At 53.9% G+C, this 23,555-nt stretch carries 22 protein-coding genes and 1 pseudogene; 14 read left to right on the top strand and 9 right to left on the bottom strand.

Features of this window, described 5'->3' with window-relative positions:
- The first annotated feature begins 11 nt into the window (after positions 1-11).
- The 5 genes and pseudogenes from KRAC_RS04255 to KRAC_RS78085 all read left to right on the top strand — a co-directional run.
- A complete protein-coding gene (locus KRAC_RS04255) occupies positions 12-596 on the top strand; it encodes a hypothetical protein (RefSeq protein WP_007904765.1) in 585 nt (194 codons plus the stop codon).
- A 423-nt stretch (positions 597-1,019) separates the two neighbouring features.
- Positions 1,020-3,791, top strand: a complete 2,772-nt coding sequence (locus KRAC_RS04250; protein ID WP_007904764.1) for a WD40/YVTN/BNR-like repeat-containing protein — start codon at positions 1,020-1,022, stop codon at positions 3,789-3,791.
- Positions 3,792-4,059: 268 nt separating this feature from the next.
- The gene (locus KRAC_RS04245; RefSeq protein ID WP_007904763.1) at positions 4,060-4,776 is read left to right on the top strand and encodes a YczE/YyaS/YitT family protein; all 717 of its coding nucleotides are present in this window, start codon (positions 4,060-4,062) and stop codon (positions 4,774-4,776) included.
- A gap of 151 nt (positions 4,777-4,927) precedes the next feature.
- Positions 4,928-6,550: a DUF5671 domain-containing protein gene (locus tag KRAC_RS04240; protein ID WP_007904762.1), complete on the top strand. Its 1,623-nt coding sequence runs from the start codon at positions 4,928-4,930 to the stop codon at positions 6,548-6,550.
- Between the two features lie 595 nt (positions 6,551-7,145).
- A pseudogene (locus tag KRAC_RS78085) lies at positions 7,146-7,409 on the top strand (tetratricopeptide repeat protein); the annotation flags it as partial.
- A gap of 25 nt (positions 7,410-7,434) precedes the next feature.
- Here the strand turns inward: KRAC_RS78085 and KRAC_RS04230 are convergent.
- From KRAC_RS04230 to KRAC_RS04210, 6 genes are all read right to left on the bottom strand, one after another.
- Positions 7,435-9,078 (bottom strand): DNA polymerase A family protein, encoded by a 1,644-nt coding sequence (locus tag KRAC_RS04230; protein WP_083814512.1) that lies wholly within the window; start codon positions 9,076-9,078, stop codon positions 7,435-7,437.
- A 51-nt stretch (positions 9,079-9,129) separates the two neighbouring features.
- Positions 9,130-9,747 carry a TubC N-terminal docking domain-related protein gene (locus KRAC_RS04225; protein ID WP_007904758.1) on the bottom strand — a complete coding sequence of 206 codons (618 nt, stop codon included), beginning with the start codon at positions 9,745-9,747 and terminating at the stop codon, positions 9,130-9,132.
- Positions 9,748-9,921: 174 nt separating this feature from the next.
- Complete coding sequence (locus tag KRAC_RS04220; protein WP_007904757.1) at positions 9,922-10,419, bottom strand: hypothetical protein; 498 nt, start codon at positions 10,417-10,419, stop codon at positions 9,922-9,924.
- An 89-nt stretch (positions 10,420-10,508) separates the two neighbouring features.
- Positions 10,509-12,326, bottom strand: coding sequence for a bifunctional DNA primase/polymerase (locus KRAC_RS04215; protein ID WP_007904755.1), 1,818 nt, complete (start codon positions 12,324-12,326; stop codon positions 10,509-10,511).
- Between the two features lie 33 nt (positions 12,327-12,359).
- The gene (locus KRAC_RS70735) at positions 12,360-12,566 is read right to left on the bottom strand and encodes a hypothetical protein (protein ID WP_157506300.1); all 207 of its coding nucleotides are present in this window, start codon (positions 12,564-12,566) and stop codon (positions 12,360-12,362) included.
- Positions 12,541-13,818: a DEAD/DEAH box helicase gene (locus tag KRAC_RS04210; RefSeq protein ID WP_007904753.1), complete on the bottom strand. Its 1,278-nt coding sequence runs from the start codon at positions 13,816-13,818 to the stop codon at positions 12,541-12,543. The genes KRAC_RS70735 and KRAC_RS04210 overlap by 26 nt, the downstream gene beginning before the upstream one ends.
- A 239-nt stretch (positions 13,819-14,057) precedes the next feature.
- On the opposite strand from KRAC_RS04210, the gene KRAC_RS79265 reads away from it, so the two are divergent.
- On the top strand, positions 14,058-14,270 hold the full coding sequence (locus tag KRAC_RS79265; RefSeq protein WP_007904750.1) for a PLD nuclease N-terminal domain-containing protein: 213 nt from the start codon (positions 14,058-14,060) through the stop codon (positions 14,268-14,270).
- Positions 14,271-14,395: 125 nt separating this feature from the next.
- Here KRAC_RS79265 and KRAC_RS04200 read toward each other — a convergent pair whose 3' ends face one another.
- Positions 14,396-15,004 carry an SMI1/KNR4 family protein gene (locus KRAC_RS04200; protein WP_007904749.1) on the bottom strand — a complete coding sequence of 203 codons (609 nt, stop codon included), beginning with the start codon at positions 15,002-15,004 and terminating at the stop codon, positions 14,396-14,398.
- A gap of 543 nt (positions 15,005-15,547) precedes the next feature.
- Here KRAC_RS04200 and KRAC_RS70730 point away from each other — a divergent pair.
- Positions 15,548-15,694 (top strand): hypothetical protein, encoded by a 147-nt coding sequence (locus KRAC_RS70730; protein WP_007904748.1) that lies wholly within the window; start codon positions 15,548-15,550, stop codon positions 15,692-15,694.
- A 342-nt stretch (positions 15,695-16,036) separates the two neighbouring features.
- On the opposite strand, the gene KRAC_RS04195 is transcribed toward KRAC_RS70730, so the two are convergent.
- Entirely contained in the window at positions 16,037-17,074 is a 1,038-nt protein-coding gene (locus KRAC_RS04195) for a zinc-binding alcohol dehydrogenase family protein (RefSeq protein ID WP_007904747.1), read from the bottom strand.
- A gap of 156 nt (positions 17,075-17,230) precedes the next feature.
- On the opposite strand from KRAC_RS04195, the gene KRAC_RS04190 reads away from it, so the two are divergent.
- Positions 17,231-17,629 carry a winged helix-turn-helix transcriptional regulator gene (locus KRAC_RS04190; RefSeq protein ID WP_007904745.1) on the top strand — a complete coding sequence of 133 codons (399 nt, stop codon included), beginning with the start codon at positions 17,231-17,233 and terminating at the stop codon, positions 17,627-17,629.
- Positions 17,630-17,888: 259 nt separating this feature from the next.
- On the opposite strand, the gene KRAC_RS04185 is transcribed toward KRAC_RS04190, so the two are convergent.
- Complete coding sequence (locus KRAC_RS04185; RefSeq protein ID WP_007904743.1) at positions 17,889-18,098, bottom strand: hypothetical protein; 210 nt, start codon at positions 18,096-18,098, stop codon at positions 17,889-17,891.
- Between the two features lie 175 nt (positions 18,099-18,273).
- On the opposite strand from KRAC_RS04185, the gene KRAC_RS75465 reads away from it, so the two are divergent.
- From KRAC_RS75465 to pepE, 6 genes are all read left to right on the top strand, one after another.
- The gene (locus KRAC_RS75465; RefSeq protein WP_052567837.1) at positions 18,274-18,519 is read left to right on the top strand and encodes a hypothetical protein; all 246 of its coding nucleotides are present in this window, start codon (positions 18,274-18,276) and stop codon (positions 18,517-18,519) included.
- Positions 18,520-18,529: 10 nt separating this feature from the next.
- Positions 18,530-18,976 (top strand): transposase, encoded by a 447-nt coding sequence (locus KRAC_RS75460; RefSeq protein WP_244421959.1) that lies wholly within the window; start codon positions 18,530-18,532, stop codon positions 18,974-18,976.
- Between the two features lie 582 nt (positions 18,977-19,558).
- Complete coding sequence (gene ltrA, locus KRAC_RS04175; RefSeq protein WP_007904741.1) at positions 19,559-21,355, top strand: group II intron reverse transcriptase/maturase; 1,797 nt, start codon at positions 19,559-19,561, stop codon at positions 21,353-21,355.
- Positions 21,348-21,680 (top strand): IS200/IS605 family accessory protein TnpB-related protein, encoded by a 333-nt coding sequence (locus tag KRAC_RS75455; RefSeq protein ID WP_052567947.1) that lies wholly within the window; start codon positions 21,348-21,350, stop codon positions 21,678-21,680. Before ltrA ends, KRAC_RS75455 begins: the two co-directional genes overlap by 8 nt.
- 75 nt (positions 21,681-21,755) lie before the next feature.
- On the top strand, positions 21,756-21,929 hold the full coding sequence (locus KRAC_RS75450) for a hypothetical protein (RefSeq protein WP_244421958.1): 174 nt from the start codon (positions 21,756-21,758) through the stop codon (positions 21,927-21,929).
- A 446-nt stretch (positions 21,930-22,375) separates the two neighbouring features.
- Positions 22,376-23,110 (top strand): dipeptidase PepE, encoded by a 735-nt coding sequence (gene pepE / locus KRAC_RS04165; RefSeq protein ID WP_007904740.1) that lies wholly within the window; start codon positions 22,376-22,378, stop codon positions 23,108-23,110.
- Positions 23,111-23,555: the final 445 nt, after the last annotated feature.

The raw sequence follows: 23,555 nt of genomic DNA, 5'->3' as shown, positions 1-23,555 counted from the left end.
GGTGCATGCTTATGCGTCGTACATTTGTTTTCTTCTCTTTGTGTCTGCTTTGCGTCCTGCCATTAGGGATGGCTGCTTGCGGAAGTGGCACTCAGCCAGGTTTTGGTTCAAGTGCCACTCCAGGGGAGACTCCAACGCCCACCGAAAAAACTGCTACGCCTGGCGCGTCAACGCCAGTGCCTTCGCAGAAGACGCCTGGCGCTTCCACCTCTGTGGAGGTCATTGTCAGTAAGACATCCTATGCGAGACAGGAGGCGATAACGGTAACGATCTCTAATCGTTCTGCGCAAAGCATCTTTGCCGCTATCAATCCCTCCAGTTGCACGATTATCCAACTTGAGCGCCAGACCAGCGCGGGCTGGCAGGCACAACGACTCTGTAGCCCGCTCGCAGCAACCAGTATGCTTGCGATCACCGCTCAATCGAGCAAAACCATTGTGCTTAAACCCAGATTTCCAGGCATGCAGCCCGCAACAACGCCGGGTATGTGGACTGCGGGAACATATCGCGTCGTTCTGGCCTATCATCCAGCTCCAGATCCAGATACGATTGGTGGCGGAACGCAGGTTTATTCACAGAACTTTGCAATCGCTTGAAAACATGTTCTTGCATATATATTGACATTGCTCAAACTTAACGGTATGCTTATAAACATGTAAGCAACAAAAGCATTTCCGCCACCTTTGCTATTATTGATGTGCTTGCATGACATTTTCCTGTTCCCTTCACACTGCATAGCCATGCATTACATCTCACATGGTTCTGGGGGAGAGCCTGGTTCCCTTCCACTATACGTACAACTTAACAAAAGCATATACGGACATGCACATGGTTCTTTGAGACAGCTATGTGCCAGGACCGCGTATGCCTGGAGGGTGCATGGGGTAGTAGGGTATGGCCCGCGATGTATCCAGTTGATAAGACTATGTTCCTATCGTGCTGAGATACTTGACTGATTTCTGACTAAATAATCTGTGCTATCAGTCGTGTCCTCGCAAAAGCAAGGAGGTTTTTCGCGTATGTTTCGCTCCCACGCATGGCGGCGCTATGTCATCGCGAGCGTTTGTGCAGCACTTATGCTTTTTAGCTCATCCGCCGCGTTTGCCAGACCAGTGCAGCCACACTTTAATCACTTCCTCTATACCAATCCCGATGGCGATGCTCTGTATGCTGATGGCCCCGAGGGGCAAGCTCAGGCAGCAGCACAACAGTATGATGATCGTGCCTATCCACAAACGTACATCGATTATACGCGTGTCAACACTGCCTATAATGCACATCTTGCTGTTACCCAGCAGGTGATGCCAGCCAACATCAAGTCAAACAGTAAAGGTGACTGGCAACTTGTGGGTCCTAGCACTCCCCAGGTTGCGCCCCAGGCTACCTATACCGGGCGTGCTACGGTTACATCTGGCCGTTTGAACGTTATTTTAGTGGCCAATGACTGTAATGCTACGCTCTGCCGCGTCTGGATTGGCGCCGCTGGCGGCGGCATCTGGTCGACCGAGAATGGCCTGGCAGCCAAGCCAACCTGGACCTACTCTTCGGATGGCCTCTCCTCCAATGCGATTGGATCGATTGTGCTTGATCCAAATGATCGCTCGGGACACACGCTGTATGCTGGCACTGGCGAGCAGAACGGCTCAAGCGACTCCGAGGCAGGCGTTGGCCTCTTCAAGTCAACCGACTACGGCAAGCATTGGAAACTGGTCGAGGGCAGCGTCCCGGCGGCTAAGGATCGCGCGATCAGCTCGGTTGCAGTCGATCCCACAAATGCCAATCATATTTACATTGGTACGGCGGTTGCGCGCCACGGCTCGTCCGCGGTCAATGGTGGACGTTTTACGCCTCCCCACGCGCCAGTCGTTGGCCTGTACGAGTCGCTCAACGGCGGTAAGACCTTTAAACTGGTCTTTAGCAAAGAGAGCGATACCGTCGATCCCTCTTCACCAAATGGCAATGACTTCTTCCGCGGTGGCGTAAGCAAGGTAAGCTTCTATCACCAGGGCTCGACGACGCAGGTCTACTTCTCCATCTTTGATTACGGCCTGTATCGCAGCAACAACGGCTCGTTTGAGCAGGTCTTTGCCTCTGCCGGTCAGGGGACAATCGCCAATAGCTCGCTCTCGCGCACCCAGTTCGCTCTGGCCCCCAATGGGGATAAATTGCGCATCTATGTTGGCGATAGTGGTAGCTCTGCCGCGCAGCTATACCGCGTCGATGATGCGAATGTGCCAGCCAGCACACTGACGAATGGTACAGCCAATCCCGGCTGGCTTGACCTGTCAAACCCGAATCCTGGTACTCCTGGCTACTCATCGTACAACTATTGTGGTGGGCAGTGTACCTATGACATGCCGGTAGAATCTCCCGCCGGGCATCCAGATACCGTCTGGATTGGCGGGCAGATGCAGTATAATGAGATCTTTACCACGACCCCGCCCTCCAATGGTCGCGCGGTTCAGCGCTCTACCGATGCCGGAGCCAGCTTTACCGACATGACCAATGATACCCAGAATCCGCCCCTGGGTATGCATCCCGACCAGCACGCCATCGCCTTCGCACCCAGCAATCCCGATATTGCCTTCCTGGGTTCGGATGGTGGCATTGTGCGTACAAGTGGGCAGTTCGCGGATACCTCCAGCGATTGCGCGAATCGCGGCATCTCGGGAACTGATTTGACCGATTGTCAGGCATGGCTGAAGGTGATTCCGACGCGCATTTACAGTCTCAACGGTGGTCTCTCAACCCTTCAGTTCCAGAGCTTGTCGGTCAATCCGAAGAATCCCAAACAGGACCTGATTGGTGGCACTCAGGATAACGGCACCTTTGCCAGCACGCCATCAAACCTCTCCGTCTGGACACAGACAGTGGGCGGCGATGGTGGCAACTCGGCTATTGATGCTGGTAATCCCTCTATCCGTATGCACACCTATTATGGTCCAAATGGCGACGTCAACTTCCGTGGCAACGATCCCAATGGTTGGGATTACTGGGCTGATCCGCTCTTCGCGAGTGGAGAGGCGGCTTCGTTCTATGTGCCTCTGATCGGTGATCCCAAGGTGAGCCAGACGATGTTTGTCGGTCTGGCGCACGTGTGGCGCACGCAGGATAGTGGTGGTCCCCAGGCGTACCTGGATCAGCACTGCAACGAGATCACAGGCGACTTCACGGTACAGTGTGGCGACTGGGTCCCCCTGGGTCCCAACCTGGTGGACTCCACCTTTGGCACAGATAAGGGTGGCAGTTATGTGGTAGCCCTCAAGCGCGCACCGAGTGATACGGGTACGCTCTGGGCGGCAACACGCCGTGGCCGTCTCTTCATCTCGACCAATGCCAATGCTCCCGCCGCTAACGTTACCTATACACGTATCGATACCTCGGCACAGCCCAATCGCTTCATCAGCGGTATCGCGGTTGATCCGAAGGATAAGTATCACGCCTATATCTCGTTCTCGGGGTATGACGCGTATACTCCCAACACTACAGGCCATGTGTTCGATGTCCATTACGATCCCGCGACGGGCAAAGCGTCGTGGAAGGACATCAGCGCTAACCTGGGCGATCAGCCTATCACGAATGTCGCCTATGACAGCGTGACCGGCAACCTTTATGCCGCGACCGACTTTGGTGTCGATGTCCTGCGCAAGGGTAGCTCGCATTGGCGTACTGCCTCTAAGGGCTTGCCGATGGTGGCTGTGTATAGCCTGACCATCTCCGAGTCCGGACGCGTGCTCTATGCGGCCACGCACGGGCGCAGCGCCTGGCGGCTCGACCTCTCCAACGACTAAGTGACTGCCCTGTCAGTCAGTATCAGGGACCAGGAGCTCAATTGAGCTCCTGGTCCCTTTTTTATGGCTCGGGCTTCCTATTGGTTGGCACTGTGCTCTATTTATTGGCTGTTGTATCGCAGTCGGATATACTATAGGCTTTCTGTAGGTATATGTGATGGAGTGAGGAAAATGCAGGAGGCATTTTCCTCACTCCATCACATATACTCAAACGAGCCACAAGGTGGCGAGAAGTCCTGAGTAGAATACATAAGAGAATGGATACTACATGCGGCATATCTTCTGGCGCTCTCTCTTTTCGTGGAAGTATTTTTTGCGTTTGCTGGTGGTTATCGCTGGCTTATTCCTCTACGCGCTTGGTATCGTACTGACCTATCGCTCTGGTGTGGGACTAGACCCCTGGGATGTCTTTCACCAGGGCATTAGCCGGCATACTCCGCTCTCCTTTGGTATGGCCAATATCGTGGTTGGCGCGGCTTTGATTGTGTTGACGCTGGCGCTCAAGGTCTACCCCGGCGTAGGGACCATCTTGAATATGTTCCTTATCGGAACTTTCGTGGACCTGCTCTTGCGCTTCAATATTATTCCAGATATAGGACACTTCGCTCTGTTCTGGCGCCTGCTCTGCAATGCACTTGGCGTAGGCGTCATTGGCCTGGGAACGGCCTTCTACATTACACCCCGTCTGGGCACGGGACCTCGAGATGGCTTAATGATGCGCCTGCACACCCTGACTGGGCTGCGCGTGGCGATTGTGCGTACCTCTATCGAGGTATGTGTGCTGGTGATAGGGTTCCTGCTGGGCGGCACCGTGGGTATTGGCACGCTCATCTTTGCCCTGGGCATCGGACCCGCGGTTGAGGGAAGCTTTTACCTGTTAAAGAAAATGATGGCGTGGATGGGCCTGACTTCCCAACCCAGATCTGCGCCACAAGCTTACATGGATACTGCCGGAGAAAACGCGACCCTCTCGGGCGAAAAATAGGGCATTTGACCCATCCCTCCCGTTCTGCCAGGTTGTATGCTAAGAGGCATAGAGTGGTAAGTATGATAAGGCGAGGTCATAGGTTGATGCATCTAACTATCAATCTAGATAGGACCTCGTTTGCAATAATCTTTGGACAGGAGGGCTCGTAATGGCTCGAAGCCTCTATCGTTTCTACTTATATGTGGTTGCCACGGCATTATTGATTTTTGCGATTACCGCCTTTGGCTCGTTGCTCTCGACTGGCCTCGCGTTTACGCCCCTGCGTGGCACATATCAGAGCATACCGACGCAGGCGCAGCTCGTGCAGGCTGTGAGCTATGCCTGTGTGGCATTTCTCATTGCAGGCCTCTTAGGCGGCCTGCACTACTGGCTCATACGCCGTGATCTCCGGCAAGAGCCTCAGGCTGCACACAGCGCTATCCGTTCCTTCTTCTTGAACACAACCGAAGGGATAAGCGTTGCATTTGGTGTGCCATTGCTGGGCGCGGCAATCTCGTCGTTGGCGTCGACCAACTATAGCGGTGTCATCTTCATCTGGTCGTCAGCTCTCTCCTTCTTGCTTCTAGCCTGCCTGGTGCATCTTGAGCGCCGACGCACTGATGAGCCTACCGGACTCGCACTCGTCTTTCAACGCATCCACATCTTCGGTGTGCAACTCGTTTTATTGTTCACTGTGACGGCCTTCTTCGTGTTTGTGCCTGCGATCAGAGAGGTGATCGATACGCTTTTCTTTGGTGGCGCTGCCCAGTGTGATATGAATTCCTCCTGCAATCCTGCCAACCCCTTCTGGCTACTGATCTCCTTGCTCTGGGTCGCGGGAAGCTGGATTTTTTACAGCTGGATGGCACGTCAGGATCGATCCCTGGCGACACGTTTGATCTTTCATGGCCTGGGCCTGGCGTATGGTGTAGCCTTCCTGCTGCGAGGATGTTTTCTGGCGATTGTCGTGCTGCTTCACCTGGGGTATAGAGATACTGTTCACCTGACGCAGATTTTGGGGTATCAGGGAACATTTGACTTCTTCTCGCCCCTGATACTGGGTGCGCTCCTTATTGGCATCTATGTCTGGTCATTGAACAGTAGCGTACGTCAGGAATTGATGCGTTTGGAAGTATTGCGCCTGACCATGCTGGCAATTGTAGGGGCCGTCCTGGCGGGTGCGTTCTGGTGGGGGCTAGGGAGATTACTCTTCAATGAGTTGGGGATAGTGTTCCCAACCAATGGAGTGCTGGTAGATCACCAGGCGTGGTTTGAGGCCTGGGCATTGGTGCTCTGTGGGGCCTGCTATGTGTTGGTAGACTGGTATGTGCGCAGAGTATATAAACGGGATGGCGAACTGGTAGCGGGACCGCGTCGTGGATATGTGCTCACCCTTCTGGGAGCAGGCGTCCTGGCGAGTGCGATTGGCCTGGCAGTGGTATTGTATACCGGTGTTACCACACTGCTTGGTTCAGCTGTGTCGAACTGGCAGCTGGCGGCGCAGGGAGGGCTTAGTGCCTTCCTGGTTGGCTGCATCCTGGTGGGCATCTATCTGCCAACCGCGCTTCGTGAGCATCTCTTCAAGGGGAGCGAGGCGCCACATGAGGAGATGCCCTCTTCTCTGGTGGTTCAGCAACCCACCGGTGTTGCACCGGAAGAAGGTCATGAGGAACAGCTTGCTTTGCCGCAAGACGCGGCGATTGAAGCGATCCTGGATGCCTTGCTGGCCAACACGCTCTCGCGTGATCAAGCTGCTGCGCGTCTGCACGAGCTTATACACGTGGGCAAGTAGTATACGCTGGAGCGAGACAAAGCCCTGATAGTGCGTCTGGCCTATCAGGGCTTCGAGGTTACGTTATGTTCCGGATGAGCGGCCCGAGGGAGCCTTAGGCATGCGAATAGTGGAGCGCCTCCACCTCAAGGGGTGTCACTGTCTGCGTATGCGGTGTGGCCTGCGTTTTAGGTGAGCAGTGTGGGCAATAGGAGAACAGAACCGAGCTATGTGGACGGCGCATTTTACATGCGTGACGGTTGCAAATGGTATGCCCGCACTTGACGCAGGACTGAGTGTTCCACCAACCTAGTGATGCATTGCACAGGGTGCAAGATTTTTCATTATGCATGAGCTTCATGCCTGTGGCTCCTTTGACTGATTCTCAATCTGGATGATACGTCTGGTCAAACCAAACGCTGATCCATCCCTGGTAAATGATATATTTCCGACCGCTCTAATAAGATATTAGCACACCCTAACAAAGACGTCAATATAGTGGTAATGATGAGTGGCTACTGGTTCTTCCGGGTTTGCTAGCCGTACTATTTCATATAGGCGAGGAGAGTGAGCTAACCAAGCGCTAGTAGGAGAAGAGCTTTAAGACTTTCAATATGAGCAGGCAGAGCCGCTCTATGAGCGTGCCCTGGCCATCTGTGAGCAACAGTTGGGGCCACTGCATCCCGACACTGCAACGAGTTTCAACAACCTGGCCGAACTCTACCAGGATCAGGGCAAGTATGAGCAGGCAGAACCGCTCTATGAGCGCGCCCTGACCATCTATGAGCAGCAATTGGGACCCCTACATCCCGATACCGCAACGATACGAAACAACTATAACTTACTTCTGCAAATGATGAAAAGGTATAGGCGATCTTGATTAAAACAAAAGGCTTCTCTCAGATCTACTCTTTACACCAGTAGGTGCCAATCAGCACCTCGGGCTCAGGGATATGAACCACTTTGAGAAAATCGCGGCAGGCCTGCACCATCGCCGCCCTCATCACCCCGGCGGCTTCCTCTACACACTCCTCGGGACACTCCACCACAATCTCGTCATGCACCGCTAAAATCAGGTGTGCGCCAGATGGAAGGGATGCGTGCAGAAGTGCCAGGGCGCGCTTGAGAATGTCCGCATTCGTCCCCCGAATGGGATGGTTTTTCGCGGAGCGTTCTGCGCTGGCGCGCACCTCTCGGTTCCAGTCTACGGAGGTCGGTATCGATGCGAATGTCCTCCGTCGCCCGGCCAGCGTTACTGCATATCCCTGTTCGAGTGCCTGCTTCGCGGTGAGTGGAAGCCAGCGGGCAATTCCTCGGTAGGTTTCAAAGTAGGTGCGGATCAAGGATTTTGCCGTCGGGAGATCGACACCTGCGCGGTTCGCAAGGCCGTTCGCTCCCATCCCGTACGCGAGACCAAAGTTAATGGTCTTGGCAATTTTGCGCCCTGGCACGCCTTTGTAGAGATGCCTCTTTGTGTCCGTCTCTGGTGAGAGGTGAAACATCAGCTTCGCGGTCTCGGCGTGCAGGTCCTTGCCTTCGGCGAAGAGGCGGAGCATGGTCTGATCACGCGAGACTTCCGCGAGAATACGAAGCTCGATGTTACTGAGATCCGCCTTGAGGATGCGGTACCCAGGAGGCGCCACAAAGCAGTGGCGCACGGGTTCTTCCTGGCCCTCCTCCTCTTCTTCGGCCGGGATCTGCTGGAGGTTGGGCTTGCTACAGATGATGCGCCCGGAGGCGGCGCCGATCTGCGCGTAGTCGGTACGCAATCGCCCGTCGGTGTCGACCATGGCGAGCAGATTTTCCCCAAAGGAACTGGCGAACTTGTGCAGCTCCTTCCATTGCAGGAGTGACGCAACCGCCGCATGCTCCTTAGCATAGGGTTCGAGTGTTTCCTCGTCGGTCGCACTGACAGGGACGCCAAGGGCTCGAAGCGCTGCCAGCAGTTGCGGCGGCGAGGCCAGATTGATGGTTCCCCTTTCTTTCGGCTGGGGCGGCTTTTTATGCGTTGCCTGCCACTGGGCAAGGCCCTTACGTCGGAAGAGTCCCCAACTGCTCTGTGCAGGGTTGGCGCGATAGGCCTCGACCAGGCGTTTCTCCTCCCGGGTAAGGGCTACCTGGTAGTCGTCACATGCGCGCTGCAACGCCGTACCAAGCGTCTCTCTCAGTCCAGGCTCCAGCGCCTGCTGGCGCGCTTGCTTGCGTGCGAGGATGGAGCGCCAGCGCTCGACATCAATGCATACACCGCGCATCTCCATCGCTGCCAGCGCTGGAACGGCCTCGTTTTCGAGGTGGACGACTCGCGCCAGTTTCTGCTCTTTAATACGGGGCCGTTGGTGCTGCGCAATGGCATAGGGGATTTCAATGTCTTGCACCATGTAGACCAGTTGTTCAGCAGGGAAGGGGGCCGCCCACTCTGTTGGGCGTGTGTGCAGGCCAGGGAACCAGGCGCGTGCTTCTTTGGAGACTGGCAGGCGGTAGCGGGCCGCTGATTCGCGCATCCCTGCTCGGTTGAGGCTAGCGCCGTGAATGAGCTGCTCAGCAAGCATGGTATCGTAGGCGCGCGGGAGACATACATCAAAGTGGATCGCCAGGAATTTTCAATCAAATTTGAGGTTATGCCCGATCCAGGTGATGCCGTCCCGGTGAAAGAGGTAGTGGAGCACTTCGCGCCACGTGGCCTGCTCTTCAGCGGGCAAGCCGTAGTAGGGGCGCATGTCAAGAATGGCGACTTTGCCAGGCTTGCCCAGGGTAATCGCAACCACTCGGTCGAGATGTTCGTGTATGCCCGTCGTCTCCAGGTCGACTACGAGGCTCTGGTAGTTTTGCGTCCATTCGGTGATGCCTGCGACATCTTGCAGGAAGAACGGGGCCGAGGTCACACGTACGAGTGCAGAGGAGGCCGCGCACTGTGTACGTGATGCCTGATTGCGACAGTCCTCACAGAAGGGGTCTCCCTGGTCGCTGTAGCAGGTTGCGGGCCGCTGGCACTGACAGATGTCGCCATTTGGCGTGGGAGGGAGATCAGAAATCGATGGCGCCGAAAGGTGCGCGATCAGTTCGGCCTTCCTCCGCGCCAGTTGCTCGCATAGCTCTGGTGTGATCATCCCTTTTCTTGGTGCCTCGATTTTGAGGCGATCTCCTGCCAACGTCACGGCAATGCCCTGGTCTTGAAGCCCTTGGAGAAACATAGCAGGAGATAGTGTCTGTGTTTTCATGGGTGTATCTCTCCGAGATCCGACTTGCGGGAAGTTCGCCTGAACTTCCCGCAATTTTTGTGAGGTGGTTTCTTTACAATGATGGGTTGGCGTGGCTTGCAGAGGCGCTTTATGGTTTTGGCTCTTAGGGGCGAGACGTACTCGTGCGGGAAGTTGCGGAAGTTGTAGCCTGTGCTATATATATGTACTTTCTCCCTCAGAATTTTCTTTATACGTAACGGGTAGAACTTCCGCAACTTCCCGCACGACTTTCCAAACGCCGAGTTTTCGATGCGAGTCAACATGCTTCTCCATGCGAAAATTTTCCTCGCCAAAGCACGCATCAACCCACTTCTCAAGCGCCCTGCCGAGGCGTATGCTAAAGCTACGGGGCTTCTCTTTCAGGGCGATTTGCAGGGTTTCAGGGAGCGCCTCAAAGAGTGGAATGTTCTCACAATTTCCCGCAACTTCCGCAGGAGGGTCGCCTTCGTGTGATAGCTCATTCTCGTTCTCTGAGAGATGGGCGATCACTTCCTTAATCGTGACCCCTTCTTCCCCAAGGAGTGAATGCCAGGTGCGTAGGAATATTTCCCACTGCGCAGAAACTTCATCCGCCTCCTCATAGAGCTTCCCCAGATTGGAGAGAAAACCAGAGACACCGGCATATTCGAGAATGCCTCCTACGGTATTCACCCATCAGGTAAATGTTCCCAGAGCAGGCAAATGAGAATACTTGGGCTTCCCGGCCGCAAACCACGCTCGCAAGAGCGTGAGCAATGCTTTCACCAGCTCGCCCCGGTGCTCAGTAACCCAGGAAAGAAGATCCTCATGTTTAAAGCCTTTACGCATAAAGGGCGTGATACTTTGGCGTCCAAACGAATGCGGTAGCAGCGGCGCGCCAGGTCACCGCCTAGTCTGATATTATTGCCTGTAGCGAGCCAGGTTGCCCGATGCGGGACCTTCGTCATCTTTGACTGGCCGAGAATACGGCCTTTCCATGTCGTGGAAGTGAGCACACCATCCAGGTGCTTGGATTGGAGGCGCCCCGTGATATTGTCGATGGTGATAATGGTAGAACCCTCAAGCAGGAGAGAGGTAATCGCCTTCTGCAATTCCTCCTCGCTGTCTGACATCGTGAGAATGGCGGCACTGGTGCCGGTTGCGATCACCGACACAACGTCGCTGAGTAAGCCCTTTCCGGTCCCCTGTTTGGGTGCATCAATCAGGGCAAGTGGTACGTGACGAGCAATTGCCGGGCGCAAGATCGGGGTGAGAAGCAAGCCCAGAGCATTCGCTTTGTCTGCTTCGCTCACGTACGGGAATTCTCCGATGGTATCCCAGAGCAGGGCCAGGGCCGCCTCGCGCTCCTGTTGTGTGGGATGGAGCGAGACTTTGCAGTCTCCCATTCCAGGAGCTGGCGCATAGTAAAGCTTAGTTACCTGATCATATCCTGGTGTATCAAGGATAGATCCATCCGGGCGAATCACAGGTGTCTCGACAATGGCAGCCAGCGGGGGAAAAGGGAGGAAAGGAGCCTGAGTTTGTCGAGCAAGCGCCTGTTCAGCCAGTTCCCTGGGCGGGGAGATCGGCACCTTCTCATATTCGCCTTCTTCCCCAGCGACTTTTCTCAGCCGGTAGTAGTTTGCTGTTTGCGTGAGCACTTCCTTGACTTCTGTGACGCCTATCTGGGCAATGATCGGGCGTCGCATCTCGTCACGACTGACACGAACCATGCGCGAGGACTGCATGAACAAGGAGGGATTGCGCCGCTCCTGCCGCATAATTGCGTCAATCGCCTGATCAGTGCGCTCACGTAACTGCGAGTTGTTGATCAGGATCTCTGGCAGTGGTTTCGGCTCCTCGGGCTCCTCGGGGGTTGCGGTCCCTGTGACCGTCGTTCCGGACCCGTTCCCGCTGCCACCACCTCGTCGACCACTTGAAGCAGGTTGCAGGTCTTCGCGTGGGGTCCAGGGATCGCGCGCGTCTGAACCATAGGCGCTTCCCAGGCTCGCCAAGGCTTCATCAATGGTATAGGGCTCCACAATGCCCTTGGTATTCGTCTTTGGGGCGCGCTCGACATACTGGCGCATGACCCCCTCGGCCTCGTCGGCGGTATAGCCGTTGTCGCGCACCTGGCACACAAGCCAGAAGCCAGTATCGTTGCGTCCCTTCCCCTGCTCATGAATACATTTGAGCGCGCGCTCAATAAGCGTCGAGGTCGCAATGCGCGCCGTCGATGCAGCTCCAGCCTCATGTCCCTCTCTGGTGGTACTGGCTGAGACTGGAGGCTGAAGCAGGTTCAGAAAGGCCCGTAGTTCCTCGGGCAAACAGCCGAGAGGGTCAAGCTGAGGATCACGGAGCCAAAGGTAGGGACCGCTCTCGCTCTCTCCGCAGAACGCGGCATAGCCGTCATCTGCTCGGATATCCAGCCCTGGCCAGCGCGCTCCAAGTTCCCGCTTGCTCTTGCTGTTGAGAGTGGGAACAAGCCAGCCTGGGTGCTCAAGGTAGACGTGCGCGCCGCCTGAGCCTGTCTGAACGTGTGGGCTGAGTCCAAGCCTCTTGCGTGTTTCTTGCCCTGCTTCCCCATCGAAGTCGAGCACAACCAGGCGGCTGATTTTGCCAGTGATGACCGCTCACAATTGCGGTGCGTATCGCCGCTCCCAATACTGGATCTCTTTGAGCGAGGCACACCGCGTTTGATGCATTTTCCATCCCAGCCGCTTGGGCGTTCCATCAGGATAAGAGGTTCCCAGTGGAAGGGGGCGCTTGTCAGGATCGAGCGGAAAGACAGACCATCCGCGCTGCTCCAGCGCGTCACGAGCAATCTGGGATGGAACCATCTCTGCCCAGGCTGGGGCTGTGAGACGCGATGAAGTGAGAAGCATTCGAGACCTTCCTTCCCTCCTCGCCCTGCTCAGATGTCGATGTCCCCTCTGTCGCTTCTGCACGAAGTCGCTGGCGTGTCTCCGTGATACTCTCGCCATTGCGTATTTCTAAACCCAAGGCATTCTGGAGCAGTTGCGGCTGGAGCCGATGCTTGAGGCAGTTATCGGTGACATCGAGAATCACACAATCACGCTTCCCCGGAGCCAGCCGAGCCCCTCTACCTATCGCCTGGGTATAGAGCGCACGCGACTTGGTAGGACGGGCCATGATAATACAAGAGGTTGCGGGATGGTCATAGCCCTCGGTGAGCACACTCACATTGCAGAGCACTTGAAGCTCCCCACGTGCATACTCCTGAAGGAGACGCTTGCGCTCTTCGCGAGGCGTTTCGCCACTGACCACGGCCGCCCCACATCCAGCCGTGAGGAAGGCCTCTGCCAGGTGCTGGGCATGTTCGATGGTCACTGCGAAGCAGATGGCCTGTCGATTCTTACCATGCTCCTGGTAGGCACGTACAATACGCTGGTTACGCTCGGGGGTATCAACGGCCTCCTCCAGCTCGCTGGTTTTAAAATCACCTCCTTGTGTGTGTATGCCGTCCAGGGATGTCGTCGTTCGGACGGCGATGGCGCGCAGGTCGCAGAGGTAGCCTTGCTCGACCATCTCAAGGATGCTCGTGGAAAACACTGGTTCCCCAAAGATGGATTCAATCCGCTGCTTATCGAGCCGGTCAGGGGTTGCGGTCACCGCAAGCATGAACGCGTTGGAGAGGGCTGCAAGCACCAACTTATAGCCGTCAGAGGCTGCGTGATGACTCTCGTCAATCACGACCAGCTGGTACCCGAACTGAGAGAGGCTCTTGAGATGCTCAGGCCTGCTGATTGTTTGAATGGAGGCCACGGTGATGGGCGCGCCCCACTCATGTCGACCAGCTCCCACCTGCCCAACCACCGCAGTCGGGTCAGCGAGGCGAAACTTGTCCGTAGCCTGTTGGAGCAGTTCCTGACGGTGCGCGATGATCAGGGTCGTGAGGCCTAAGCGGCGCGCCACTTCGGTAAACATGAGCGTTTTCCCGCCCCCCGTGGGAACAACAATCAGCGCTCTCCCTCCCTGAGGACGCTGCTGATACGTGCTCAGCACACACTGCACACATTCCTCCTGGTAAGGGCGCAGCGCAAGGGCAGGTGGTAAAGGTGGTGAAAGCATCGGTAAAAGCTTCCTTCCATGCAAAAAGCCCTTATAGTGCCAACTATAAGGGCTCTGAGCAGTTATAGAGTAGGGGCGCGTGTTACTAGACTGCGCCCCTTGCTTGTAGTAAGCTCTATTGTGAAGTGGTTAGATCTGGCTTCTCGCGCAGCTTGCTAGCATTTGATCTTTTTTTCCTCATTTCGTTCTACTCCTTGCTGACGTTTTAACTTTTGTAGGCTTTCTGAAAGGACTCTGCTATGGCCTTTGGTGTTCATCCTTTAACATTGATCTTTTTGCTCATCCCATTGCTTCTCAGTATTTTCTGGCTTTGGGCGCTTATCGATTGCATTCTCAACAAGCGTCTACAAGGTAGCCAGAAACTTCTCTGGTTTCTTCTTATCCTCTTTACCCACGTTATCGGTGCTCTTCTTTATGTCCTTATCGGGAAAAGTTCTCAAAAAGCCTCTTGAGGTGAATACATCTGAAGCAAAGCCCTTATAGCACTCGCTATAAGGGCTTGAAAAAGCCCCCGGCCAATGGTCGAAGAGCTTGCTATGAACAGATTAAGGATTTTGTTCTTTGGGCGTTGGAAGATCTAGACCTTTTTCACCGCCCATTCCTGAAGCCAGGAATTGAAGGGTTTCATCGTCTTCTCCAGCTCGTAGTACCCCGGGCGTTCTGAGGCATACCAGTAACACAAAAAACCATGCTGATCACAGCAAACTTCTACGCAATCGCCCCAGTCGCAAAGCGGGATAATCTGGCGCGGCCAGACCTCTGCAGGGAGAAGCAGACCTTTAGAGCCTGATGCTCGTTGTTGCCGCTGGTCAGGTGAATAGGCCTCAAGATCTACCAGGGAAGCAAGATCAAGATGATTTTTCACCATGGACTCCTCGTTATAGAACATCCCCCCATTTGGCATCGCTGTATACCGAGTGCCGTAACCTCCAACAACTCCCCGTAATCCAGCCCCAGGCCCAAACCCTCCATTAGCAATAGCCTGATAGAGGTCAGTTAGAAAGAACGGAAGGGGAAAGCCAAGTCGTTCTTCAGTCGCCTGAATTTGTTCGGGCATTGCTGGAGGGCACCAAAAGCCCGCTAGAGTTGTGTTTCTTGGGCGCAAACCCGTTGGCCCATATCCCGTCACTTGAGCTTTCAGCCGAACTTGCTCTATAAGCTGCCTGGTTGTAATAGATGTGCTCATTTGCTGCTGCTCCATAATAAAATGCTGCAAAGGAACTGACAGCCAATCCGAAATCAAAAGTGCAATGGCAATATCGGAAATCTCACCTCGCTCAATCCGCTGCAATGTGGGGGCACTCACACCGATTTCAGAAGCGGCATCACGTAATTGGCGTTACTGCGGTGCGAATTTCGATAAGTCTCTGTCTCCTGGGCCAACGCATAGGCTTTTGCCCCGGCATCAAATCCGCCTCCTGGCACACCTTTAAGCCCGCCACTGCCAATGCGAGCACTTGGTAAATTAACTGAAGGGTGGACCGCTTTTGCACTGAAGGATGGAATTTTTATCTGAATGTTGGGAATCAATGTTGGTCATTCAGGTGAAGACGCTCCTGATATAGTTTCTGCTATCACTATCTTGTAAATTGGCCTCCTGATCGGGAGCGGAAAACGCCCGGCAAAATACATCAGGAATTTGCATCTGGCCCTTGAGTATAAATGGACCGGAATACAACGTTAAAGCTTAGCGTTGCATCCTGGTCCATTTATACTCAAGGGCCTCTTTATGGCATATCTGGCGGGCGTACAATCGGGCGGAGCGGCTGCTGCGACGCTGGCGCGGGTGCCGGTGCTGGCGCTGGCCTCGATTGTGACGCTGCGCTTCTCACGACCCACAGAGACGGAGCCGGGATCGGCTGAGGCGCCAGCATAGCACGTTTTTCAAAGCTGCATACCCATAGGTTGGCAAGTCTGGCGGCTTGCCAACCGGTCCCATTGTCAGGCACTGTTCTTCGGAAAAGCACAGCCCATATCCTTGTAAACCCCAATATTCTGCAGCTCACCCGCGCTTTGCGTGATCAAGGATGTGATACCCTGCCTCCCACATGTGGATATTAGAGCGGTACGCATAAGCTTTGAACCAAAGAGTAGGCTAGAGAGATGAAAGCCTATTCAACCGACTTACGAGAACGAGTGGTACGGGCTGGTTTGCTCACTGTGGGTATCTCGCCCGCGAGAGAGAAGTTCTCTTTACGGAAGCACAACAGTTTGAGGCTCAAGCCTTTTGATTACTGCTGTAGAAGCCTTCGACGACGACTTTCCCCAGCGTGTGCCCGCTCTCGACCAGGGCATGAGCCCGGCGCAGGTTAAAGGCATTGAGAGGCGAGAGGCGTTGGGTCAGAGTTGTTTGGATCTTGCCAGCGTCAACCAGCCTGGCAAGTTGGTCGAGGATAGTCCCCTGCTGCCCCATATCTTCCGTCTGGTAGGTCGAGCGGGTGTACATCATTTCATAGCTAAGCGTTCCACTTTTGGCAAAGAGGCCGCTGAAATCAATCGCCCCGTTCAATGGGAGAATGGAGACAATACGTCCCTGAGGCTTGAGCGCCTCGACAATGTTGGCCCAATGACCAGTGGGATCAGTGGTAACAAACACATACTCAACGCCACTGATGCCAAGTTCCTGCAACTGTGGCACAAAGGGTTGGTTGTGATCGATCGTGGCACTGGAGCCATGGGCCAGGGTGAAAGCTCTACTCTCCGGGCGTGAGGCTGTGCCAATGACCTCCAGCCCAGTCAGACGTGCAAGCTGAGTGGTAATCGAGCCTACACCGCCAGCCGCACCTATCACGAGGATGCGTTGGCCTGTGTGAGCGGTCGGGTCTAGCTTCAAGCCAAGCCGGTCGAAGAGTCCTTCCCAGGCTGTGAGTGCTGTCAGTGGCAGCGCGGCTGCCTGGGCAAAGTCGAGGCTGTCCGGCTTTGTGCCCACTAGGCGTTCATCTACCAGGTGATACTCACTGTTAGCGCCTGGCCGCACGATGCTACCGGCATACCAGACTGCATCACTCGGCTGAAAGCGCGTCACCTGCGGTCCAACAGACTCGACGACCCCCGCAACATCCCAACCAAGGATTTGCGGTTCTGTGGTTCCGTCTGGCACGCGCATCCGCTGCATGGTGTCCGCAGGATTTACCGAGACTGCCGTCACTTTTACCAGCAGATCGCGCCCGCTGGTTGTGGGCTTGGCCATCTCCACATCGACCAGGCTCTCTGCGTCAGTAATCGGCAATGAACGAGTAAAACCAATTGCTTTCATCTATTTCTCTCCTTCCGAAAATGTGTGCTTCCGACAATTTTCTTGGCCTCGTTGGCTCATCTTAGATATATCATTTGCAAGCGTTCCTGCGAAGTACGCACAATTTTGTGATATAGTATCAAAAAAGATACCGTTGAGATGATGGAAGGAAACACCATGAAGGGACCGCAGAAGTCCATCGTTTGTCCATCGCCGAGTCGTCGACGCTATGGATGTGGCGTAGAGGCCACGCTTGATCTCATTGGAGGGAAATGGAAAGGCCTGATTCTCTTTTATTTAACTTACGGCACCCTGCGCTTTAATCAGCTTCGCCGACTCTTGCCTGAAGTGACACAGCGCATGTTGACCCTCCAACTGCGCGAGTTGGAAGAGGATGGAATTGTCCATCGCGAGGTCTATCGCGAGATTCCGCCCAAAGTGGAGTATTCCCTCACACCCTTTGGGCGAAGCCTGGAGCCGATCCTTACCCAGCTCAGTACATGGGGCGACACCTATCGGCAAAAAATCGGCGATCTCAACCCTACTGAGGTTCAAGATCAACCCGCCGAGGGGTGAGCGTGGGCAAGTCTGGCGGCTTGCCCACTGTCCTCATCGCCAACCAGCCCCCGCAAGGGAGGGCCCATCTCTGCTAGAGAATGGATATTACTGGTACCCAATATTCGTCTTCAGCCAGCGTTCAGAACCTCAACGGTAGATAATCTTTGTATTACCTGCGACATGACGCCGCTCAGAAACGCTTTCCACAAGAATGCCAATTTACAAGGTATCGATGGAAGAAGTCAGATGTGGAGCGGATTTACAAGGTATCGAAGTATCAATTCCCACTCTTCAGTGCAAAAGCGGTCAGCCCTTCGGTTAATTTACCAGCACCGCTATACAATAGGGCCACCACGACAAGGCCTACAATGAGTACAATGATCCAACAGCCACCAGAACGGTGATGCTGCGCACCACCGGTACGGAGCTTTTCGCCCTCGTCTTGATCCTGGTCCAGCTCTTCGAATTCCTGATCTTGAGAAGACACGTTTTCCCCTTCTTTGGTAGGTGTGATAAACGTTTCCAAGGAATCATGCCAGCCGGATATTGACAACTGGAGACGTCTCTGGTAGAGTTTTGTTAGAAAGCATGTTCTTGTATGAAACGCCAAGAGAGGTTCACCGACTCGAAGGACGTGTTGTTGGAAAAGGAGAAGGTACCAGATGCAGTTGGTCGAACGACATCTCATTCGTCTCCATGATGCACGCTTTGCGGTCATTGACCAGGCGGCCTTTGCCTCTAAAAACCTGTACAACCAGGCCAATTACCAGATCCGACAAGCCTTCATTCACGAGGGAACCTACCTGCCCTACGCTGCCATCTTCCATCGCTTGAAACACCATGAGGCCTATTGTGCCCTCCCTCGCAAAGTCAGTAATGCCATCCTCATTCAGCTCCACCACAACTAGGTCAGCTTTTTTGCGCGTGATGGAGGCTTACCGCGAAGACCCCTCTCCCTTCACGGGACGCCCCAAGCTTCCTGGCTATCAAGACAAGACCAAGGGCCGTTTCCTGCTCATCTACGAGAAAAAAGCCCTGGGCAAGAGGGTATTCAAGCGCACGGGCAAGCTGGTCCCATCAGGACTTCCCATTGAGATCGCAACTCAGATCACCTGGGAAGCCATCCGGCAGGTTCGCATCGTTCCACGCGCTGATGGCTACATGCTGGAGGTCGTCTATGAGCAGGAGATCCAACCGGCTGCGGTCACCCCGCAGCTTCGAGCCGCCGCGGATGTAGGTGTCAACGTGCTCGCAGCCATCACCAGCGACAAACCTGGTTTTGTGCCTCGTCTGGTGAGTGGCAAACCCCTCAAAAGCCTCAATCAGTGCTACGTGCGATCCGTTCAGCCGAAACTTGCTGGATAAGTAAGGGGAAGGCTGGCAAGACATTGATCAATGTCTTGATAACTGATTATCTGACGTGAGGTGCAATTCCTCACCTGTGAAGTGAGCACGGAAAGACGATGCCCTACGGTAGCGACTGGTCCTCAATCCGTAAAGCGGGTATCCAGGAGAGGAAACTGCTAGTCTGAAGCAGACCCATCTCCGAGTCAGGCGGCTATGGTTAGCAGTTCATTCAACAGAATGAATAACGCGAATGTGCAACGGAACCATCGTTAGGTTGAACAAGTCAAACAGGCTGATAGACTTGACCAAAAGGTAAGGTACCAATCTGCGAAACAATGGAGAAAGTGAAAGGGTAGTGTAGTGATACCCTGCCTCACTCACTAGCGTACCCGGTGGATAGCACAAACCTACGGCAGCGCAAAACAGATAATCGGAACGGAGTAACTCGAAGGTACGCTCTCATTGGAGGTCGATACGATGAGCAGGAAACCATCCGCAAGCTGCCTCCGAGAAGGATTGCCTAAAAAGCCAATGCCTGGGGTAATGCCCAGGATATGCTGACGTAGGCACGGTAACATGGAATGAAGAGAAACGAGTAGTATGGTGAAAACGAAGGCACCCAAGATCAAGCTACCACCTGACCCTGAGAGTGAAAGTTGGAACAAACTGCCCTGGCGCAAGCTCGAGCAGCATGTTTACCGCCTACAAAAGCGCATCTTCAAAGCCGAGAGCCGTGGCAACACAAGAGCAGTCCACAAACTACAGAAACTTCTGATGAAATCCAGAGCGACAAGGCTTTTAGCGGTTCGACGAGTGACCCAAGACAACCAGGGAAAACGCACAGCAGGCATTGACGGAGTAAAATCAGTCAAACCGGCCCAGCGTTTCACTCTGGCTGAACAAATCCACCCCAAGCAATGGTCTCAATACAAACCCCAACCAGTGCGAAGGATCTATATTCCCAAGCCTGGAAAGGATGAGAAAAGACCCTTGGGGATTCCCATCATGCGAGATCGCTCGCACCAGTGCCTCGTAAAGTTCGCTTTAGAGCCACAATGGGAAGCCAAATTTGAACCCAATAGCTTTGGTTTCCGCCCTGGACGTTCCTGTCATGATGCAATTCAAACCATTCACACCAATATCTGCACACAGGCAAAGTATGTCCTGGATGCCGATATTAAAGGAGCATTTGATCATATTGATCATCAGGCACTTCTCGCCAAACTCGACACCTATCCCGCAGTAAGGCTGCTTGTGAAAGCTTGGCTCAAAGCGGGAATCATTGATAATGGCATATTTGACGAGACCCGGAAAGGAACCCCGCAGGGGGGAGTCATCTCACCATTACTTATGAATATCGCGCTTCATGGTATGGAAACGGACTTGATAGCGGCCTACCGGTGGAAGGAGGGACGACCCAAATTTGTCCGCTACGCCGATAATCTGGTGGTTTTCCATCCCAAGCTCGAAGGCGTCGAAAAAGCAAAAGAAATCCTTTCGGAATGGTTACAGCGCATTGGACTAGAACTCAAGCCGAGCAAGACACGGATCACGCACACCTTGATGGAATATCAGGGAAAAACGGGATTTGATTTCCTTGGTTTCACCATACGCCAGTATCCGATGGGGAAAACACACACCGGAAAGCGGCCTAATGGTCAACCACTTGGCTTCAAGACACTCATCAGACCCAGTAAGGAAGCGATTGCGCACCATGTGAAAGAAACGCATCGTCTGGTAGCAGAGCACCGGAGCATGAAACAGGAAAAGCTCATTAAAGAGTTGAACCCGGTCATTTACGGATGGGCAAACTACTACCGAAGCATCTGTGCAAGAAGGGCATTCAAGCACTGCGACATGGTACTTTTTCGACAACTGGAAAGATGGGCGAATCGCAGGCACCCAAACAAAAATCGACACTGGATTATGCAAAAGTATTGGAAAGTGGATGAAGGAAAGGGATGGATCTTCCGAACCCCCGACCTACAACTACGAAACCACCAACAAACATACATCCGGCGTCATGTAAAAGTGAAAGGAACTGCCAGCCCATATGACGGAAATCTTCTTTACTGGAGCCAGCGACTCAAGAAACACCCGCTTCTTAACGGAGTTAAAGCAAAACTTTTACAGAAGCAAGAGGGAAAATGCCGTTGGTGTGGACTGTACTTCAAAGATGAAGACCTCATAGAGATCGATCACATTACCCCGAAAAGTGAAGGAGGCGGAGAGGAATTGAGCAACAAGTTCGCTCTCCATCGTCATTGCCACGACGAGCGCCACTCGAAAAAGGCCAACGGTACCTACGACAAAGGCCATGTTACTGAGGAGCCGTGTGACGGGAAACTGTCAAGCACGGTTTTGAAGACGAGTAGGAGTGGTGACACTCATGCTTAGTTTTAACAACAAAGAGCGCGCCAAGCAGCAGCAACGCCTCGCGCATGAGAACCGATACACTTCACGCCAGCTGGATCGCGTGACGACGAAGCGCAATCGCCGTGTGGATGCGTATCTGCACACGGCCAGCCGTCGGATCATTGATCTGCTGGTGGGCGAAGGCATCGGGACGCTGGTGATTGGCAAGAACCCCTTGTGGAAACAAGAGGTGAGCATGGGGCGCAGGAACAATCAGCAGTTTGTGCAGCTTCCCCATGCTCGTTTCATTGAGCAGTTGACCTACAAAGCGCATCTGGTGGGGATCAGGGTCATCCTTCAGGAATAAAGTTATACCAGCAAGGCCAGTTTTCTGGACGGCGACCCCATCCCACCCTATGAGGCCAACGCGGCTGAGAAGCCGATGTTCTCAGGCAAGCGTGTGGCTCGCAGTTGGTATCGTGCCAGGGATGGACGCCTCATTCATGCCGATATCAACGGATCGTACAACATCTTACGCAAAAGTAGCTCCGACCCTTTGCAAGTGGGGCGAGGAGTAGCGGGAGCCGCAGTTCTCCCCAGACGGCTGGCCGTCTGAACGGATGACTTCTAGGCATATTTGTCATCATTTTAAGATACTGTAATTGCTGATTTGTAGGCATAAAAAAGCCCTTGAACGAAAGTGATCAAGGGCAGGTAATGTTTACGCATATATCTAGGGAACCCAATCGCCAGCATCATCGACATGGGGCGGTACTGTTGTCGTAGTGGTGCCTGTATACTCACGGGATACGCAACGAGATGTGCATTCGTCTGAAGCTGTCTCGCAGGCTCGTTCAATGCTCGTGCTTTTTAAAACAGGGTAACCACACATTTGACAAGAGCAATCTGTCTACGTTAAGATCGGCAGAGTACTTCATTCAAGAGAGCAGAGGACAATACCATGCAACCCATTCCAGACGTGATCCTCCAGCCTCTCCGAGATCTCGCTCCCACAAGCCTAGACTCAGAATACTGAAAAGAAACAGAGGGAAAATTTATCTCATGCAGAATGACCTTCTTCTGTTGAGCAGTTCAGCCGTTTTTGGCATGAAACCGTTGGAATACGCGCTGGATGTGGTGAAAGAATTTCTGGACGGCGAAAGCAATCTTCTCTTTGTCCCCTATGCCCTTGCCAATTACGATAGCTACACCATTAGGGTGCAGAACATGCTGGCCCCGCTCGGCGTCGCTGTCGAAGGAATACACACGGCGGTCAACCCTCGTCAGGTCGTAGAGACGGCCCGCGTGCTCTTCGTTGGAGGCGGCAACAGTTTTCGCCTCCTCAAAGCGTTGCAAGAACACGACCTCCTTGCCATTGTGCGCAAACGTGTCGAGGCTGGCGAGTTGCGCTACATGGGATCGAGTGCGGGCACAAATATGGCCTGCCCCAGCCTGCGAACGACCAACGATATGCCCATCGTCCAGCCATCCTCTTTTGGAGCATTCGGCTTGATCCCATTCCAGATTAACCCGCACTATCTCGATCCCGATCCCCATTCCCATCACCAGGGAGAGACGCGTGCTGATCGTATTGAGCAGTTTCTGGAAGAGAATGATGTCCCTGTGCTGGGGATGCGTGAAGGTTGCTGGCTACGTCGGCGTGCTTCCGCGCTCATTCTGGGTGGCATCACTGGGGCACGTCTCTTTACCCGGAAGGCAGAACCGCAGGAGATCGCACCAGGAACAGATCTTTCCTGGCTGTTAGAGACACGAGCTCTCTTTGATTGGCGTGGGTAGTCAACTGCGTACCATGAATCCCATCGTTGCATTGCTGAAGCTGCATGTCACCTCTCATTTATGGGTGCAATGTAATAGCGTGAAGTGTATGCTCGGAAGCCTTGATAGACTCAGCACACCTACACCGTGTTGCATAGGCATGCTCAGCCGCTTTGGCTAGCGCTTCTTCTTCCGTTTGCCCTTCTGCGGTATACAAAGGTGGTAAATGACTTGAAAAGTGGTCACTTTTTGCCCTCAAACCTGCACATTTGCCCTCAATGTTGAGCAGCATAAGCATGCAGCATACAAGAAGTCGCCTCTGAAGGGGGTTCTTGTCCGCTGTATTTGTAAATTCGATCAGCCGTTTTTGGACGCTAAGGCATTTTCACTGATAGAATGACGTTACTGTGATTTTACCCATATTTTGGCTCTTACACAATTTAGGTGAAGAATGAGCTTATTTTTG

Source organism: Ktedonobacter racemifer DSM 44963 (genome assembly GCF_000178855.1).
In the GTDB taxonomy this organism is placed as follows: Bacteria; Chloroflexota; Ktedonobacteria; order Ktedonobacterales; family Ktedonobacteraceae; genus Ktedonobacter; species Ktedonobacter racemifer.
Note: the sequence above shows the minus strand (reverse complement) of the source record. Positions and strands in the feature narration are given on the sequence as shown.

What these genes read in the sequence shown, in the direction of transcription:
- KRAC_RS75450 (WP_244421958.1), top strand. Translation starts at nt 21,756, where the DNA reads ATGTTCTCAGGCAAGCGTGTGGCTCGCAGTTGGTATCGTGCCAGGGAT.
- ltrA (WP_007904741.1), top strand. Translation starts at nt 19,559, where the DNA reads ATGGTGAAAACGAAGGCACCCAAGATCAAGCTACCACCTGACCCTGAG.
- KRAC_RS75465 (WP_052567837.1), top strand. Translation starts at nt 18,274, where the DNA reads ATGCAGTTGGTCGAACGACATCTCATTCGTCTCCATGATGCACGCTTT.
- KRAC_RS04200 (WP_007904749.1), bottom strand. Translation starts at nt 15,004, where the DNA reads ATGAGCACATCTATTACAACCAGGCAGCTTATAGAGCAAGTTCGGCTG.
- KRAC_RS04195 (WP_007904747.1), bottom strand. Translation starts at nt 17,074, where the DNA reads ATGAAAGCAATTGGTTTTACTCGTTCATTGCCGATTACTGACGCAGAG.
- KRAC_RS04210 (WP_007904753.1), bottom strand. Translation starts at nt 13,818, where the DNA reads ATGCTTTCACCACCTTTACCACCTGCCCTTGCGCTGCGCCCTTACCAG.
- KRAC_RS04230 (WP_083814512.1), bottom strand. Translation starts at nt 9,078, where the DNA reads ATGCTTGCTGAGCAGCTCATTCACGGCGCTAGCCTCAACCGAGCAGGG.
- KRAC_RS04250 (WP_007904764.1), top strand. Translation starts at nt 1,020, where the DNA reads ATGTTTCGCTCCCACGCATGGCGGCGCTATGTCATCGCGAGCGTTTGT.
- KRAC_RS70730 (WP_007904748.1), top strand. Translation starts at nt 15,548, where the DNA reads ATGGCATATCTGGCGGGCGTACAATCGGGCGGAGCGGCTGCTGCGACG.
- KRAC_RS04240 (WP_007904762.1), top strand. Translation starts at nt 4,928, where the DNA reads ATGGCTCGAAGCCTCTATCGTTTCTACTTATATGTGGTTGCCACGGCA.
- KRAC_RS04225 (WP_007904758.1), bottom strand. Translation starts at nt 9,747, where the DNA reads ATGAAAACACAGACACTATCTCCTGCTATGTTTCTCCAAGGGCTTCAA.
- KRAC_RS04190 (WP_007904745.1), top strand. Translation starts at nt 17,231, where the DNA reads ATGAAGGGACCGCAGAAGTCCATCGTTTGTCCATCGCCGAGTCGTCGA.
- KRAC_RS04255 (WP_007904765.1), top strand. Translation starts at nt 12, where the DNA reads ATGCGTCGTACATTTGTTTTCTTCTCTTTGTGTCTGCTTTGCGTCCTG.
- KRAC_RS79265 (WP_007904750.1), top strand. Translation starts at nt 14,058, where the DNA reads ATGGCCTTTGGTGTTCATCCTTTAACATTGATCTTTTTGCTCATCCCA.
- KRAC_RS70735 (WP_157506300.1), bottom strand. Translation starts at nt 12,566, where the DNA reads ATGGTTCCATCCCAGATTGCTCGTGACGCGCTGGAGCAGCGCGGATGG.
- KRAC_RS04245 (WP_007904763.1), top strand. Translation starts at nt 4,060, where the DNA reads ATGCGGCATATCTTCTGGCGCTCTCTCTTTTCGTGGAAGTATTTTTTG.
- KRAC_RS75455 (WP_052567947.1), top strand. Translation starts at nt 21,348, where the DNA reads ATGCTTAGTTTTAACAACAAAGAGCGCGCCAAGCAGCAGCAACGCCTC.
- pepE (WP_007904740.1), top strand. Translation starts at nt 22,376, where the DNA reads ATGCAGAATGACCTTCTTCTGTTGAGCAGTTCAGCCGTTTTTGGCATG.